This is a genomic window from Enterobacter sp. BIDMC92 (assembly GCF_001030225.1).
GTDB classification, from domain to species: Bacteria; Pseudomonadota; Gammaproteobacteria; order Enterobacterales; family Enterobacteriaceae; genus Enterobacter; species Enterobacter sichuanensis.
The window spans coordinates 2,743,399-2,760,286 of the sequence record NZ_KQ087598.1 but is presented as its reverse complement, the minus strand read 5'-3'; the positions used below and the strand labels follow the sequence as shown (position 1 = coordinate 2,760,286).

General features: G+C 60.5%; 10 protein-coding genes. 8 read left to right on the top strand and 2 right to left on the bottom strand.

All coding sequences use genetic code 11. The features are described from left to right. Positions 1 to 16: 16 nt before the first annotated feature. The 7 genes from nasR to SP99_RS12870 all read left to right on the top strand — a co-directional run bounded on the left by nasR (position 17) and on the right by SP99_RS12870 (position 12,363). The gene (gene nasR, locus SP99_RS12900; protein ID WP_047958851.1) at positions 17 to 1,201 is read left to right on the top strand and encodes a nitrate regulatory protein NasR; all 1,185 of its coding nucleotides are present in this window, start codon (positions 17 to 19) and stop codon (positions 1,199 to 1,201) included. 229 nt (positions 1,202 to 1,430) lie between these two features. Next, on the top strand, positions 1,431 to 2,678 hold the full coding sequence (locus SP99_RS12895) for a CmpA/NrtA family ABC transporter substrate-binding protein (protein WP_047958850.1): 1,248 nt from the start codon (positions 1,431 to 1,433) through the stop codon (positions 2,676 to 2,678). Positions 2,679 to 2,680: 2 nt separating this feature from the next. Further along, positions 2,681 to 3,559: a nitrate ABC transporter permease gene (gene ntrB / locus SP99_RS12890; RefSeq protein ID WP_047958849.1), complete on the top strand. Its 879-nt coding sequence runs from the start codon at positions 2,681 to 2,683 to the stop codon at positions 3,557 to 3,559. A gap of 9 nt (positions 3,560 to 3,568) precedes the next feature. Beyond that, positions 3,569 to 4,357, top strand: coding sequence for an ABC transporter ATP-binding protein (locus tag SP99_RS12885; RefSeq protein WP_045286270.1), 789 nt, complete (start codon positions 3,569 to 3,571; stop codon positions 4,355 to 4,357). A 10-nt stretch (positions 4,358 to 4,367) separates the two neighbouring features. After that, positions 4,368 to 8,357 (top strand): nitrite reductase large subunit NirB, encoded by a 3,990-nt coding sequence (nirB, locus tag SP99_RS12880; protein WP_082137906.1) that lies wholly within the window; start codon positions 4,368 to 4,370, stop codon positions 8,355 to 8,357. Further along, positions 8,354 to 10,831 carry a nitrate reductase gene (locus tag SP99_RS12875; RefSeq protein WP_047958848.1) on the top strand — a complete coding sequence of 826 codons (2,478 nt, stop codon included), beginning with the start codon at positions 8,354 to 8,356 and terminating at the stop codon, positions 10,829 to 10,831. Before nirB ends, SP99_RS12875 begins: the two co-directional genes overlap by 4 nt. A 125-nt stretch (positions 10,832 to 10,956) precedes the next feature. Further along, on the top strand, positions 10,957 to 12,363 hold the full coding sequence (locus tag SP99_RS12870; RefSeq protein ID WP_047958847.1) for a YchO/YchP family invasin: 1,407 nt from the start codon (positions 10,957 to 10,959) through the stop codon (positions 12,361 to 12,363). A 3-nt stretch (positions 12,364 to 12,366) separates the two neighbouring features. On the opposite strand, the gene narL is transcribed toward SP99_RS12870, so the two are convergent. Both narL and narX read right to left on the bottom strand, forming a co-directional pair. Next, the gene (gene narL / locus SP99_RS12865; protein ID WP_008499531.1) at positions 12,367 to 13,017 is read right to left on the bottom strand and encodes a two-component system response regulator NarL; all 651 of its coding nucleotides are present in this window, start codon (positions 13,015 to 13,017) and stop codon (positions 12,367 to 12,369) included. Then, entirely contained in the window at positions 13,010 to 14,806 is a 1,797-nt protein-coding gene (gene narX, locus SP99_RS12860) for a nitrate/nitrite two-component system sensor histidine kinase NarX (RefSeq protein WP_047958846.1), read from the bottom strand. The genes narL and narX overlap by 8 nt, the downstream gene beginning before the upstream one ends. 309 nt (positions 14,807 to 15,115) lie before the next feature. On the opposite strand from narX, the gene SP99_RS12855 reads away from it, so the two are divergent. Next, complete coding sequence (locus SP99_RS12855; RefSeq protein ID WP_047958845.1) at positions 15,116 to 16,513, top strand: NarK family nitrate/nitrite MFS transporter; 1,398 nt, start codon at positions 15,116 to 15,118, stop codon at positions 16,511 to 16,513. Positions 16,514 to 16,888: the final 375 nt, after the last annotated feature.

The window sequence follows — 16,888 nt, the reverse complement described above, 5'->3', positions numbered from 1 at the left end:
GTTCCGGAGAGTAAGCATGACATTAATGGCTGGCATTTCACCAGGGGCTAACGAATGGCTCCAGCGCGCAAGGACGATGCGCCGGGAGCAGCTCAGCAAACTGGCACAGCTGGGCGTGCTTGTGCATGGCATCAGCCAGCTGGTGCACATGTTACAGTGCGAGCGCGGGGCTTCCAACGTCTGGCTCTGCTCACAGGGTCAGCTTTACGCCCCCGAATGCAAAGCCAGCCGGGCGCTGGTGGATGAAAACCTGGCTGCCCTGTATGGCATTCTCGACAAACAGTCCCCTGTTCCGGGAAGTGCCGTTTGTGAACGCATCGGCGGCGCGCTGCAAAGCCTGGATATGCTTCCCGCCCTGCGTGACGGCGTGCGCCAGCAAACCCTTACGGCGCCGCAGGCGATGGAGCACTACTCGCGCATGCTTCGCCATCTGCTCAGTATCGTGCCGCAGCTTAATGACAGCATTGACGATCCGCACATCGCCGGGCGTTTTGTCGCCCTGTATAGCCTGATGCAGGGGAAAGAGCTGGCGGGACAAGAGCGGGCTCTGGGGGCGATTGGCTTCACGCAGGGCTTTTTCGATGATGTCACCCGCCAGAGGCTGGTTGACCGCATTGACGGACAGCAGGCCTGTTTTGAGATCTTTCTCTCGCACAGCCACGCTGAGGTGCAGACCACCTTTACCCTGAACTGCCAGCCCGATCGTGAAACGGAGCAACTCCGGCGCGTGGCCTGCACCCGCCAGCCTGCCGCCGATAATGGCACTACCGCATTGACCTGGTTCGCCCTGCAAACCTCGCGCCTTGAACACCTGCGCGCGCTGGAAGAGACCATGATTGCCGATCTGATGCTCGCCGTGGACGCGCGTATTCACCGTGACGACGACTACGCACCGCCCGCCGATGAGCAAGACGATCCGCTGATCCACTACCCGGAAAAACCGTTGCTCACCCTGGTTCGCCAGCAGGCGCGCGAGATAGAGCAACTCTCCCGTCAGCTTGCGTCGCTGCGCGATACGCTTGAAGAGCGTAAAACCATTGATAAAGCGAAAAGCGTGCTGATGACCCACCAGAATATGAGTGAAGAACAGGCCTGGACGGCGCTGCGCAAAATGGCGATGGACAAGAACCAGAGAATGGTGGAGATCGCCCGTGCGCTGCTCATGGTGAAGCACCTCTGGGAAGTAACACCAAAGGAGTAGCTGCACAATCCGTGGGCATTTTGTGCCTGATTGAGGTGCGTAAATGTGAGGGTAAGGCGGTTGGCACCGCGAAAACTGCGCGTTAAAACCTGGCATTCACTTTGCATTATCAGATTAACCATTTTTGACGGTGCGCCAACGGCGGTGCATCAGTCTTCGGGATAAAGGCGTCCAGCGGTGCTTCGGCACTGTCGGGCGCTTTTTTTTTGGTTTTTTTTCAGGAGTGGTCATGGCGGATTTGTCGAGACGGCGGTTTTTGCAGGCCAGCATGCTGGCGAGTGGGGCAATGCTGCTACCGGGGGTCATGCAGGCCGCATGGGCGGCAGGCTCGGATAAACCGGAGCAGGAAACAGTGCGCATCGGGTTTATCCCGCTGACCGACTGCGCGCCGGTGATTATCGCAGCGCTGAAAGGGTTTGATAAAAAGTACGGCATCACCATCGTGCCCACTAAAGAGGCGAGCTGGGCGGCGGTGCGCGACAAGCTGGTAGCGGGCGAACTGGATGCCGCGCACATTCTCTATGGCCTGCTGTACGGGCTGGAGCTGGGGATCGCCGGAAAGCCGCAGCAGATGGCCAACCTGATGACCCTCAACCAGAACGGGCAGGCGATTACGCTCTCCGCCGATCTGGCCGAAAAGGGTGTTCGCGATCTCGACGGGCTGAAAAAGCTGACCGGGCAGCAGGCACCGGGGACATACACCTTTGCACATACCTTCCCGACCGGCACGCACGCCATGTGGCTCTACTACTGGCTGGCCAGCGCGGGCATTCATCCGTTTAACGATGTTCGCACCGTGGTGGTACCGCCTCCGCAAATGGTGATGAACTTGCGCATTGGCAACATGGTCGGCTTTTGCGTCGGCGAGCCATGGAACGCGCGGGCCATCAACGATCGTATCGGTTTTACCGCTGCGACGTCTCAGTCCATCTGGGCCGATCATCCGGAAAAAATCCTCGGCACGCGTCGCGAGTGGGTGGAGAAAAACCCCCACACCGCGCGGGCGCTGGTCAGCGCCGTGCTGGAGGCGGCGCGCTGGATTGACGCGTCCCCGGAAAACAAACGCGAGACCGCGCAGATCCTCTCCCGCCGCGCGTGGCTGAACACCAAAGAGCAGTACCTCACCGGGCGGATGCTGGGCGAGTACGACAACGGCGTGGGTTCGCGCTGGCAGGACGCGCATCCGATTCGCTTCTTCAACGACGGTGCCGTCAGCTACCCGTATCTTTCCGACGGCATGTGGTTCTTAACCCAGTTCCGCCGCTGGGGTTTGCTCAAATCCGCCCCGGACTATGCGGGCATTGCGCAGCGCATTAACCAGACCGCGGTCTGGCAGGATGCCGCCACGGCGGTGGGGGGCATTACCGCCCCGGCGTCACCGCTGCGCAGCAGCACATTGATGGACGGCACCGTCTGGAACGGTACCGACCCGGAAGGATACGCCAACCGTTTCGCTATTCACCGTAGAGGGGCCTGATTATGCAGCATCTGCAAAAGACGACATCACACGAGACGCCGGAGAGTGGGGAGGTGATTATTCTGCCTCCGGTGCAGGTTCGCCGCCGTACTCCGACGTTTGCCCGCCGGATTAACGCTTTTTTTCAGCGCCTCATTCCGGCGTTTCTGGGGCTGGGGCTGCTGGTCGTGCTCTGGCAACTGGCCGCAATTAACAGTAAAGGATTCCCGACGCCGCTCAGCACCCTCGACTCGGCGTTAACGCTATTCGCCGATCCCTTTTACCGTGACGGCCCCAACGACATGGGCATCGGCTGGAACGTGCTCGCCTCACTGCAGCGCGTGGCAGTGGGCTTTGGCCTGGCCGCGCTCGCCGGGATCCCGCTCGGCTTTCTGATTGGTCGCTTCACCTTTTTCTCACGCATGTTCAGCCCGCTCATCGCGCTGTTGCGCCCGGTCAGCCCGCTGGCCTGGCTGCCTATCGGCCTGCTGTTGTTCCAGAAAGCGGAGCCTGCTTCCAGCTGGACCATTTTTATCTGCTCGATCTGGCCGATGGTGATCAACACCGCTGAAGGGGTGCGCCGTATTCCACAGGACTACCTCAACGTTGCCCGCGTGCTGCAGCTCTCCGAGTGGACCATCCTGCGTCGTGTTCTCTTTCCGGCCGTGCTGCCGGCGGTGCTGACCGGGGTGCGCCTGTCCATTGGCATTGCCTGGCTGGTGATTGTCGCCGCCGAGATGCTGACCGGCGGTTTAGGGATCGGCTTCTGGATCTGGAATGAGTGGAACAACCTCAACGTCGAAAACATTCTCATCGCCATCGTCATCATTGGCGTGGTCGGGTTACTGCTGGAGCAGGGGCTGATGCTGATCGCCCGTCGCTTTAGCTGGCAGGAAAAATAAGGAGCGAAGATGAAACCGATAATTCAGGTCCAGGCTGTAAGCCAGCGTTTTTCCACCGCCAGCGGTGAGTTTCTGGCGCTGCAAAATGTCTCGTTTGATATTCACGAAGGTGAAACCGTGAGCCTGATTGGCCACTCCGGCTGCGGTAAATCGACGCTGCTGAACCTTATCGCCGGAATAACGCTGCCGACGGAAGGCGGGCTGATTTGCGATAACCGTGAAATCGCCGGGCCGGGTCCGGAGCGCGCGGTCGTGTTCCAGAACCATTCCCTGCTGCCGTGGCTTACCTGCTTCGACAACGTGGCCCTGGCGGTGGATCACGTGTTCCGCCACACCATGAGCAAGGCGGAGCGTCGGGAGTGGATTGAACACAACCTCGATCGCGTGCAGATGGGGCACGCCCTGCATAAGCGGCCGGGAGAGATCTCCGGCGGCATGAAGCAGCGCGTCGGCATTGCCCGCGCGCTGGCGATGAAGCCGAAGGTATTGCTGATGGATGAGCCGTTTGGCGCGCTGGATGCGCTGACCCGCGCCCATCTCCAGGACTCGGTAATGCAGATCCAGCAGGCGCTGAACACCACCATTGTGCTTATCACCCACGACGTGGATGAGGCGGTACTGCTCTCCGATCGCGTGCTGATGATGACTAACGGCCCGGCGGCGACCGTCGGGGAGATCCTGCACGTTGACCTGCCGCGCCCGCGTAACCGGGTGCAGCTGGCGGACGACAGCCGTTATCACCATCTGCGTCAGCAGATCCTGCATTTCCTTTATGAAAAACAGCCCAAAGCGGCATAAAGGGGCAGCCATGACGCGACTGATCGTTATCGGCAATGGCATGGCAGCAACGCGGCTGATCGCCTCGCTGACCGCGCGTGCTCCCGGTCGCTTCGCGATTACCGTGCTGGGCGATGAGCCGGAACACGCCTACAACCGCATCCAGCTCTCGCCGGTGCTGGGTGGGGAAAAACAGGCGGAACAGATCCGCCTGCAGGATGACGCCTGGTATGAGTCCCGGGGTGTGACGGTGCGAAGGGGGGAAAAAGTGTTCGCGGTAGATGTTGAGAAGCGGCTGGTCCGTACGGCACAAACCACGCTGGCCTGGGATGAGCTGGTGTTTGCCACCGGATCAACGCCCGTTGTACCGCCTATCCCTGGCGGGGATGCCTCTCACGTCTTTACCTTCCGTCGGCTGACGGACATCGGCGCGATTCAGGCTATCCCGGGCCCGGCGGTGGTGCTGGGCGGTGGGGTGCTCGGCGTTGAGGCTGCCGCCGCGCTTGCCAGTACCTGTGACAACGTCACGCTGGTACATCGCGGGGCGTGGTTAATGGAACAACAGCTGGACCAGCAGGCTGGCGTCCTGCTGGAAGAGGCGCTGGCAGCGCGCGGGGTGCGCTGCGCGCTTTCGTCCGGGATTGCATCCATCGCGGCGGAGTCGGTGACGCTGTCGGACGGCAAGCGGATTCACGCCACCCGTGTGGTGTTGACCACCGGCGTTCAGCCCAACATCTCGCTGGCCAAAGCCAGCGGCGTTCACTGCGCCCGCGGCATTGTGGTGAATCCGCAGATGCAGGCCTCCGCGGCGAACGTCAGCGCCATTGGCGAATGCTGTGAGATCGACGGCCAGACGTTTGGCCTGGTGGCGCCCTGTCTGGCGCAGGCGGATATCCTCGCCGCCCGGCTGGCCGGGGAAGCCGTAGCCTCTTTTGCCCCAACGGACAGTGGGATGCGGCTCAAGGCGACGGGCATCGAACTGTTCACCGCCGGTCGCGCCACGGCGCAACCGGAGGACGTGGTCTGGAGCGCATGGGATCCCCTCACGCGCCACTACCGACGCTTATTGATTCACCGCGGCGCGCTGGCTGGCGTGCTGCTGATGGGGGACTGCCGCAGCGCGGCAACCTTCACCGATTTACTGGCAACAGCTGCGCCCGCCCATGCGGACTGGCTGTTCGATCGTTTCACTACGCAACCGCAGGTTGCAGGACAGAACGCTATGACAAAACCTACTCTGGTGGTGGTTGGGCACGGTATGGTCGGCCACCATTTCCTCGAAGATTGCGTTAGCCGCAATCTGCATCAGCAGTATCAGATTGTTGTCTTTGGCGAGGAGCGCTATGCCGCCTATGACCGCGTGCATCTGTCGGAATATTTTGGCGGCCGCAGCGCGGCGTCGCTCTCGCTGGTGGACGGGGATTTCTTTGCCGACCACGGCATTGAGCTGCGCCTGTCGCAGCAGATTGTTGCACTCGATCGCGATGCTCGCGTGGTGCGCACCGCCAGCGGGCATGAAACCCACTGGGACAAACTGGTGCTGGCGACCGGCTCATACCCGTTTGTTCCGCCCGTGCCGGGTAACGATTTACCGGGCTGTTTTGTCTATCGCACCCTTGACGATCTGGACGCGATTGCGGCGCATGCGGCGGGCTCTCGCCGCGGGGTGGTGATTGGCGGCGGGCTGCTGGGTCTGGAGGCGGCAAATGCGCTGAAGCAGCTCGGGCTTGAAACCCACGTGGTGGAGTTTGCGCCCAACCTGATGGCGGTCCAGCTCGACAACGACGGCGCGGCAATGCTGCGCAGGAAAATCGAGGCGCTGGGCGTCAGCGTTCACACCAGCAAAGCGACAACGGAAATCGCCCCCGCGGACGACGGGCTGGTGCTGCGCTTTGCAGATGGCGAACAGCTGGAAACGGACATGGTGGTCTTTTCTGCGGGCATACGTCCGCAGGATTCGCTGGCGCGCAGCAGCGGGCTGGCTATCGGCGAGCGTGGCGGGATCTGCATTGACGATCGCTGTCAGACCTCCGACCCGAACGTATTTGCCATCGGCGAATGCGCTCTGTGGGCGGGGAAAATCTTTGGTCTGGTCGCGCCCGGCTACCAGATGGCGCGGGTGGCCGCCGCCGCGCTGGCGGGAGAGGATAAAACATTCACTGGCTCGGATATGAGCACCAAACTAAAACTGCTGGGCGTGGACGTCGCCTCGTTCGGCGACGCTCACGGGCGCACGCCGGGTGCGCTGAGCTACCAGTGGACGCACGGCCCGCAGCAGATCTACAAAAAAATGGTGGTGAGCCACGACGGAAAAACGCTGCTAGGCGGCGTGCTGGTCGGCGATGCCAGCGAGTACGCCACGCTGGTGCAGATGATGCTCAACGGCATCGCCCTGCCAAAAGAGCCGGAGACGCTGATTTTACCCGCATCGTCAGGCAGTGCGCCAAAAGCGCTCGGCGTGGCGGCGCTGCCGGAAAGCGCGCAAATCTGCTCCTGCCATAACGTCAGCAAAGGCGATATCTGCCAGGCGGTGAGCGCCGGCGCGACGGACATCGGCGCCGTCAAGCAGTGCACCAAAGCGGCAACCGGCTGCGGCGGGTGCAGCGCGCTGGTGAAGCAGGTGATGGAGTGCCAACTGGCTGAGCAGGGCGTGGAGGTGAAAAAGGATATCTGCGAACACTTCCCGTACTCGCGCCAGGAGATTTACCACCTGGTGCGCGTCAACCATATTCGCACCTTCGACCAGCTGATTAGCCGCTACGGGCAGGGGCACGGGTGTGAGATCTGCAAGCCGCTGGTGGGCTCGGTGCTGGCCTCCTGCTGGAATGAATACCTGCTAAAACCGTCACACCTGCCGCTGCAGGACACCAACGACCGCTACTTTGCCAACATTCAGAAGGACGGCACTTACTCCATCGTCCCGCGGATGCCCGCAGGGGAAGTGACGGCAGACGGGCTGATTGCTATCGGTCAGATTGCCAAACGCTACAACCTGTACAGCAAAATCACCGGCGGCCAGCGTATCGACCTTTTCGGTGCCACCCTTGATCAACTGCCGGCGATCTGGCAGGCGCTGGTGGAGGCCGGGTTTGAAACCGGGCACGCCTACGGCAAATCCCTGCGCACGGTGAAATCCTGCGTCGGGTCGACGTGGTGTCGCTACGGCGTGCAGGACTCCACCGGCCTCGCGGTCAGGCTGGAGCACCGTTACAAAGGCCTGCGCGCGCCGCACAAAATCAAAATGGCCGTCTCAGGCTGTACCCGCGAATGCGCCGAGGCGCAGAGTAAAGACGTCGGGGTCATCGCCACGGACAAAGGCTGGAACCTCTACCTGTGCGGCAACGGCGGTATGAAGCCGCGCCACGCGGATCTCTTTGCCAGCGATCTTGATGATGAAACGCTGATCCGCACCGTAGATCGCTTCCTGATGTTTTACATCCGCACGGCGGATCGCCTGCAGCGCACCAGCACCTGGATGGACAACCTGGAAGGCGGTCTCGACTACCTGCGGGAGGTGATCCTCGACGACAGCCTGGGCATTGCCCACGAGCTGGAGCAGGAGATGGCCCGGGTGGTGGAAACCTACCAGTGTGAATGGCAGACCACCCTTAACGATCCCAACCGCCTGGCGCTGTTCCGCACCGCCGTGAACGACACCGCCGCGGAGAACAACAAGCGCTGGCAGGAAATTTGCGGCATCGACGACATCCCGGAGCAGGCGGGCATTGGCGCGCGGCTTGGGCGTAAACCGATTGCGCTGTTCCGCTTTGGTGAGTTCGTCTATGCCCTCGACGATCGGGAGCCGGGCAGCAGTGCGAACGTGCTCTCCCGCGGCATTCTTGGCGATGCGGCGGGCGAGCCGGTGGTGATCTCGCCGCTCTATAAGCAGCGCATTCGCCTGCGCGACGGCTGTCAGGTGGATAACGGCGAACCTGCGGTTCGTGCCTGGCCGGTGAAAATTGAAGAGGGCAAAGTGTGGGTTGGCAACGATGCCCTGGTGTTGCGCGCGGAGGCCTCATGACGGAAACCCGGACAACGTGCCCCTACTGTGGGGTCGGCTGCGGCGTGGTCGCTCGCGTGGAAGGTGAAACGGTAAGCGTTCGCGGGGATGAAACCCATCCTGCGAATTTTGGCCGCCTGTGCGTGAAAGGATCGGCCCTGGGAGAAACGACGGGTCTGCAGGGGCGGTTGCTGCACCCCGTGGTTGACGGTGTTGAGGTGGACTGGACGCAGGCGCTGGGCGCGGCTGGCGAGCGGTTGCGGGCGATCATCGACACCTGGGGGCCGCAGGCGGTGGCCTTTTACGCCTCCGGGCAATTGCTCACGGAGGATTACTACGCCGCCAATAAGCTGATGAAAGGGTTTATCGGCGCTGCAAACATCGATACTAACTCCCGGCTCTGCATGTCGTCGGCGGTGGTGGGCTATAAACGCGCTTTCGGTGAAGACGTCGTGCCGTGCAATTACGAGGATGTGGGAAACAGCGACCTGGTGGTGCTGGTTGGCTCAAACGCGGCCTGGACGCATCCGGTGCTGTACCAGCGGCTGGTGCAGGCGCGACAGGCCAGTCCCGAGATGAAAGTGGTGGTCATTGACCCGCGCAGAACCGCCACCTGTGATATTGCCGACCTGCATCTTGCGCTCGCGCCCGGGAGCGACGCCGGGCTGTTTGTCGGTCTGCTGGATGTGATTCAGGGTACGGACGCGTGGCCGATATCCCGCGTAGCGGCGTTTTGCGGCCTCACGCCGCAGGAGATTGCCACCTTTTACGACTGGTTTATGACGGCGCCCCGGGCCATTACGCTCTACACCATGGGGATCAACCAGTCCTCCAGCGGCAGCGACAAATGCAGCGCCATCATTAACGTTCACCTTGCCAGCGGGAAATTTAACCGTTCGGGCTGCGGCCCGTTTTCCCTGACCGGCCAGCCAAACGCGATGGGCGGAAGGGAAGTGGGCGGGCTGGCGAATCAGCTGGCGGCGCACATGAACTTCGAGCCAGACGATCTTTCACGGGTGGCGCGTTTCTGGGGCACGGAGCGGCTGGCGCAAACTCCGGGCCTGATGGCGGTGGAGCTGTTTGACGCCATCGCCCGCGGCGAGGTGAAGGCGGTGTGGATCATGGGCACCAACCCTGCCGTCTCGCTGCCGGACAGCCACGCGGTGTGCCAGGCGCTGGCGAACTGTCCGCTGGTGATTGTCTCTGAGGTGATGAGGGATACCGACACCAGCCGCTTCGCCCATATTCGCTTTCCGGCGCTGGGCTGGGGAGAAAAAGAGGGAACGGTGACGAACTCGGAGCGGCGTATTTCCCGCCAGCGCGCGTTTCTGCCAGCGCCGGGCGAAGCGAAGCCGGACTGGTGGATTGTCGCGCAGGTGGCGAAACAACTGGGGCACGGTGACGCCTTTGCCTGGCAGCATCCCCACGAGATTTTTTGCGAGCATGCGGCGCTGACCGCCTTTGAAAATGACGGCGCGCGGGCGTTAAACCTTCATGACCTGGCTACGCTGAGCCGTGACGCGTGGGAGCAGCTTGAGCCTTATCAGTGGTCGACAGGGGATTTTCCGCGCCGGAACATCGTTCCGGTTACCCCTCAGCCGCACGGTGCGACGGTCAGCGCATTCTACCCGCTGATCCTTAACACCGGGCGCATTCGCGATCAGTGGCACACCATGACCCGTACGGGATATGTGGCCAGACTGATGCAGCATATCGCCGAACCGTTTGTTGAGGTTTGCCCTGCGGACGCCGCTCTGTTCTCCCTGTGCGACGGCCAGCTGGCGCGCATCAGCTCGCCGCGCGGCGTGATGGTGGCGCGAGTGTGCGTCCGCGACAGTCAGCGCGAGGGTGAGGCGTTTGCCCCGATGCACTGGAACGCGCAGTTTTCCCGTCAGGGAAAGGTGAATGCGCTGGTGGAAGGGCGCTGCGATCCGGTTTCGGGCCAGCCGGAGAGTAAACAAACCGCCGTCAGGATCATGCCCTGGCAGCCCGCCTGGCAGGGAGAACTGTATGCCCGTGCGCTACCGGAGCTGCCGCCATCGGCGCACGGGTGGCGTAAAGCCTCACGCCTGACGGTGGCGGGGGATACGCCGCTGTTCTCCTGGGTCGCGGATTACGCCCGCGCCCGCGGCTGGCAGTTGCAGACTGCGCAAACGGATGCACGCAGCAGCGTACTGGCCTGGCATGAAGGCCAGCTGATGCTCGGGTTCTGGGAAGGCACCGCGTTACCGGCGCTGGCGCATACGGTCATCGAGGCCGCTTTTCAGTCGCCACCCCCGACGCCTGCTGCGCGCCATGCGCTGCTGAACGGGCAGGACGTGGGGAAGCACCGCGATCCGGGGCGCATTATCTGCACCTGTTTCAGCGTCGGGGAAAACGCGATACGGGAGGCGATTGCCGGAGGCTGTGATTCCGTCAGCGCGCTGGGGGCGAAGCTGCGCTGTGGTACGAATTGTGGCTCCTGCGTGCCGGAGTTGAAAGGGCTGTTTGGATAATGGCGTAAGGGCGACAATAATGTTCAGGATAATCCTGGAATTTCCGTTAAGCCTGCATTTCGCTGCTTATCGCGTTAACATAAAAAGAATTGCCTTATGAACACAGGTCCTTATTTACGACGTTGATGGCTGTATCGTCCCGCATTCGTTTGCTGTTTTTACTCTCCTTTCTTACGGCCGGAGCCGTTCACGGTGCGCCGAATTCCTTTATGCATCAGGCTCTGAATCCCTTTGATAATAACGGGGACAGTTTGCCCGACCTCGGCATGGCGACGCCCACAGGAGAGGGGGAAAAACACCTGGCCGAAATGGCGAAAGCCTTTGGCGAAGCCAGTATGACCGACAACGGCCTGACAACCGGCGAGCAGGCGCGTCAGTTTGCCTTTGGTCAGGTGCGCGACGCGGTGAGCGGCGAGGTGAACCAGCAGATCGAGTCCTGGCTCTCGCCCTGGGGGAACGCCAGTGTGAACGTGCTGGTGGATAACGAGGGCAAATTCAACGGCAGCAGCGGGAGCTGGTTTATCCCCTGGAACGATAACAACCGCTACCTGAGCTGGAGCCAGCTAGGCCTGACGCAGCAGACGGATGGTCTGGTCAGTAACGCCGGCATCGGGCAGCGCTGGATCGCCGGGAAATGGCTGCTGGGCTATAACACCTTTTACGATAATCTGCTGGATGAAAACCTGCAGCGTGCCGGGCTGGGCGCGGAAGTGTGGGGGGAAAATCTGCACCTGTCGGCGAACTATTATCAGCCCTTTGCCAGCTGGCGTGAGCGCTCGGACATTCAGGAGCAGCGCATGGCGCGCGGATATGACGTGACGGCCAACGCCTGGCTGCCGTGGTTCCATCACCTGAATACCAGTCTCAGCGTTGAGCAATATTTTGGTGACAATGTCGACCTGTTAAATAGCGGCACCGGCTATCACAACCCGGTGGCAGTCAACCTGGGACTTAACTATACCCCCGTTCCGCTGGTGACGTTGACTGCCGCGCATAAGCAGGGCGAGAGTGGCGAGAGCCAGAATAACCTCGGGCTGAAGCTCAACTACCGCTTTGGCGTACCGCTGGCCAAACAGCTTTCAGCCAGTGAAGTCGCCGCCACGCGCTCCCTGCGCGGAAGCCGCTATGATTCACCGGAGCGCAACAGCCTGCCGGTGATAGAGTTCCGTCAGCGCAAAACGCTGTCCGTCTGGCTGGCAACGCCGCCGTGGGATTTGAAAGGGGGCGAAACCGTCATGCTGAAGCTGCAGGTTCGCAGCACGCACGGCATTCGCCAGATCCACTGGCAGGGGGATACGCAGGCGTTGAGTCTGACATCGCCGGCTAAAAGCAACAGCAGCGACGGCTGGAGCGTGATCATGCCCGCCTGGGATGACCGGGAAGGGGCGTCAAACCGCTGGCACCTGTCGGCGGTGGTGGAAGATGAGAAAGGCCAGCGCGTCTCATCGAATGAAATCACGCTGACCGTGGTGCAGCCGCTGGTCGCGTTACCTGACGACGACCCGCGCTGGAAGCTGCTGCCGGATGAATAACCCTTAAAAAATGCGTTCCTGGTGAACCCATACCGCGGCTTCCACGCGCGATTTTAACTTCATTTTCTTCAGCATATGTTTCACGTGCACTTTGACCGTGCTTTCGGTGATATCCAGGCGACGGGCGATCATTTTGTTCGGCAGCCCCTGGGCAATGAGCTTGAGAATATCGCGCTCGCGCGGGGTTAACTGGCTGACGTCACGGTCAGAGGTGGCGCGGTTTGCCCGCAGGCTGGCGGCGAGGACCGGCGTTAAGGCTTCGCTGAGCACCATCTCGCCCGCCGCCGCCTGCTGCAGTGCCTTAAGCAGATCTTCCGGCTCCATATCTTTCAGCAGATAGCCATCCGCCCCGCGCTTGAGCGCCGTGACCACATCCTCTTCGTGGTTCGACACGCTAAAGACGACGATGCGCCCGGAGAGCGATTTTTCCCGCAGCTTGTCGAGGGTTTCCAGACCGTTCATGCCCGGCATATTCAGATCGAGCAGGATCAGATCGGGATCGAGGGATTCGGCAAGCTCAATGCCCTGTTCGCCGTTGCTGGCTTCGCCGACCACGGTGATATCGGGTGCCATGCTGACCAGCTGTTTCACGCCAGTACGCAGCATCGGATGGTCGTCGATCAGCAGGATGGATGCCGGTTCCTGATTAGTCATGGGTATCTCCTTGAGCAATTGTGAGCGGTTTCTCGGGAATAAAGGTGACGACAACTTCCGTGCCACCCGTCTCTCTCCGGCGAACCTGGCAATCACCGCGCAGGCTTTGGGCGCGGTCTCGCATAATAATTAAACCATAGTGATTCGTGCGTTCGGCATTTTCCGGCACGCCGCGGCCGTTGTCGTGAACCGTCAGTTTCACCTGATTGCTGTGCTGGCTGACGGTGACCGTTACCGCCGTCGCGCCGGCATGCTTAAGCACGTTGCTCAGCGCTTCGCGGGCGATCTGCAGTAAATGGATGGCCTGATGGGAGGGGACAAACCGCGGCGGCAGCTGGTAATCCAGCTTCACCTGGAACCCCAGCCGGGCGCTAAATTCGTGACAGCTGGCTTCCAGCGCCGGGCGCAGGCCCGGCTCGGTCAGCTGCAGACGAAAGGTGGTCAGCAGCTCGCGAAGCTGGATCCAGGAGGTATTCAGCTCGTTGCGGATCTGGCTCAGCAGCTGCTTGTTGCTTTCCGGCATCTCAGCATCCTGCATCTGCAGACAGCTGACCTGCATTTTCATACAGGAGAGCGACTGGGCGATGGAGTCGTGCAGTTCGCGGGCGATGGTCGCGCGCTCTTCCATGACGATCAGCTGCTGCTGTTTTTCCTGATGCCTGTCGAGCGCCAGCGTGGCTGTTAACTGTTCAACCAGCGTATCCACCAGCTGCTGCTGGTCGTGGCTCAGGTGGCGTCCGGTTGGCAGGGTGGCCAGCAGAATGCCGTACTGGGTGTGGCTGTCCGTCAGACGCCACTTCAGGGTGGTGCCGCCGGAGGTCAGCGGCGGCAGGCCGCGAGGGCAAAGATGGCAGCCTTTGTCATCGCAGGACATATCCGACTGACAGGTAAATTCCTGATGGTTCTCTTCGTCTTCCACATCGTAGACCCGCAGCTCCAGGTCGCGCAGCAGGGTCAGATTTTGCAAACCGTTCAGCACCGGCGAGAGACGTTCGCATAACGGCACCTGCATGTGCAGGCGGCGGTTGGCCTGCCACAGGAAGGAGAGGATCTCGTTTTTCTGCTCAAGGCCCGCCGTTTTTTCCTGCACGCGCTGTTCCAGCACCGCGTAGCTCTCGGAAAGCTCTGCCGACATGGTGTTGAGCGCCTGGCCGAGCATCGCCATCTCGTTGCGTCCGCTGATGTGCGTGCGCTGGGTGAAATCGCGCGCGGTGACCGCGCGGGCCATCGCCAGCAGCTGTTTCCAGGGATTCAACAGCCGGGCGCGAAGCCAGACGATAGTGAAGATCAGCAGCAGCCCCATAAACAGCGCCATTGCCCGGTGCACCATTACCACCCGGTCGATGCGTAGTTCGGTGGTCTGGTCGAACGCGGAGACCAGCGCGTCAATGCGTGTAACGAACCCCGCCACGTCCTGGGCAACTGCCTCTGTACTGTGCGCCTGTTTCAGGCCCGGCTGCAGCTGGGTGTGCCAGTACCCCTGAAGGGCTTTAAGCTGGGATTGTTGACCGGCGCGAATGGCGGCATTTTCCAGCTCGGGGCTGAACGCGGTGCGCTCCATTTCATCAATTAAGGGCCGATCGGCCTGCGTCAGGGGAACCGATGCCAGCAGGCGATAACTCTGCATGCGTAGTGAGCCTGCCTCATTAATGGCATGCGCATTACCCTGTACTCCCTGTACCAGCCAGCCGGAGATCGCCATGCCGGTCACGCCAATGGCGGTGGACAGCAAAACAATCAGGGCGAGCTGATTCACGAGCGTCAGCGGAGATAAACATCTTTTTAACATAGAGTTGGCGTGCTCCTGACGTGGCCTGCTTGCAGGAATGGCGCTATTCTGGTGCATACCCTGGAGTATACCCATACCAATAAAGGATTACCCCTAAATTGCCAACGGAGTAGGGGGCAGAACGCGGGGGTGGCAGGAACGCGTCAGCGCCGTGAAAAACCACGTCTTTTTTGTCGAATTAGCCTACTCACTAAGGATAAGCCCTTTTTTTGTGCCGCAAATCCTCCCACTTTTCCTTTGATTTATATCAACTTACCGCCGCCTTAAAACCCTAATGTTTGCAGCATCATTCGAGAATCAGAGGTGTCTATGAGTCACTCATCCGCTCCCGAAAGGGAAAGTGGTGCCGTTATTACTGACTGGCGTCCAGAGGATCCGGCGTTCTGGCAACAGCGCGGCCATCGTGTTGCAAGCCGGAATCTGTGGATTTCCGTTCCGTGTTTGCTGTTAGCGTTTTGCGTATGGATGTTGTTTAGTGCGGTGGCGGTCAACCTGCCGAAAGTTGGGTTTACGTTTACGACCGATCAGCTGTTTATGTTGACTGCGTTACCGTCGCTGTCGGGTGCGCTGCTGCGTGTCCCTTACGCGTTTATGGTACCGGTCTTTGGCGGTCGTCGCTGGACGGCGTTCAGCACGGGCATCATGATCGTTCCTTGCGTCTGGCTCGGCTTCGCGGTGCAGGATACCTCCACGCCGTTCAGCGTGTTCGTGATTATCTCTCTGCTGTGCGGTTTTGCCGGGGCGAACTTCGCCTCCAGTATGGCAAACATCAGCTTCTTCTTCCCGAAAGCGAAGCAGGGCGGTGCGCTGGGCATTAACGGCGGTCTGGGGAATATGGGCGTCAGCGTGATGCAGCTGATTGCGCCGCTGGCGATTTCGGTTTCCATCTTTGCTGCCTTTGGCGGCGGTGGCGTTGAGCAGGCGGATGGTTCATCCCTGTACCTGCAAAATGCGGCCTGGATTTGGGTGCCATTCCTGGTGGTGTTCACCCTTGCAGCCTGGTTCTTTATGAATGACCTGTCCGCGTCGAAAGCGTCGCTGAGCGAACAGCTGCCGGTGCTGAAACGTGGGCACTTATGGGTAATGGCGCTGCTGTATCTGGCCACCTTCGGTTCGTTCATCGGTTTCTCTGCGGGCTTCGCCATGCTGTCGAAAACGCAGTTCCCGGAAATTCAGATCCTGCACTTTGCCTTCTTCGGGCCGTTTATTGGTGCCCTGGCGCGTTCCGTTGGCGGCATGATCTCTGACCGTCTCGGCGGGACACGCGTGACGCTGGTTAACTTCGTCGTGATGGCGGTCTTCTGTGCGCTGCTGTTCCTGACGCTGCCGACAGACGGACTGGGCGGTAACTTCATCGCCTTCTTCGGGGTGTTTATGGTGCTGTTCCTGACGGCCGGGCTGGGGAGCGCGTCCACCTTCCAGATGATCTCCGTGATCTTCCGTAAGCTGACCATGGATCGCGTGAAGGCGCAGGGGGGAAGCGAAGAGCAGGCCATGCGTGAAGCGGCGACCGATACGGCGGCGGCTCTGGGCTTTATCTCTGCGATTGGCGCGATTGGCGGCTTCTTTATCCCGAAAGCGTTTGGTATTTCGCTGGAGCTGACCGGCTCTCCGGCGGGCGCAATGAAAGTTTTCCTTGTCTTCTATATCGCCTGCGTCGTGATCACGTGGCTGGTATATGGGCGTAATACTAAGAAAAATAAGTAAGTGTGATTATCCGTTTACGCGGCCTTCGGGTCGCGTTTTTTTTGCAGATAATTAGTTACAACATACTGAAACAAGAGCAGAGGAAACCAGCGGGTAACACTGTGATCGCTATCGCCTTACAGGGGGGTCTACCCCTTAATACCTGAGATGTTAACGATCGCCTTGTTTTTTATACGGCAAAAAATAAATAACCATATATTTCAATAAGATGTGTAATTTCAAAGCATACCGCTTTGGTGGTATTTAGCGTAACCCCACCCCGGAAAGTCCCTCGTCGTCTTGATCGTTATCAATTCTCCCCCTCTTTCAGGGCGTTACCTTCGCTGCAAATCAGCAATGTCGATTTAGAGAGCCACAGGCTCCACACAGGAGATA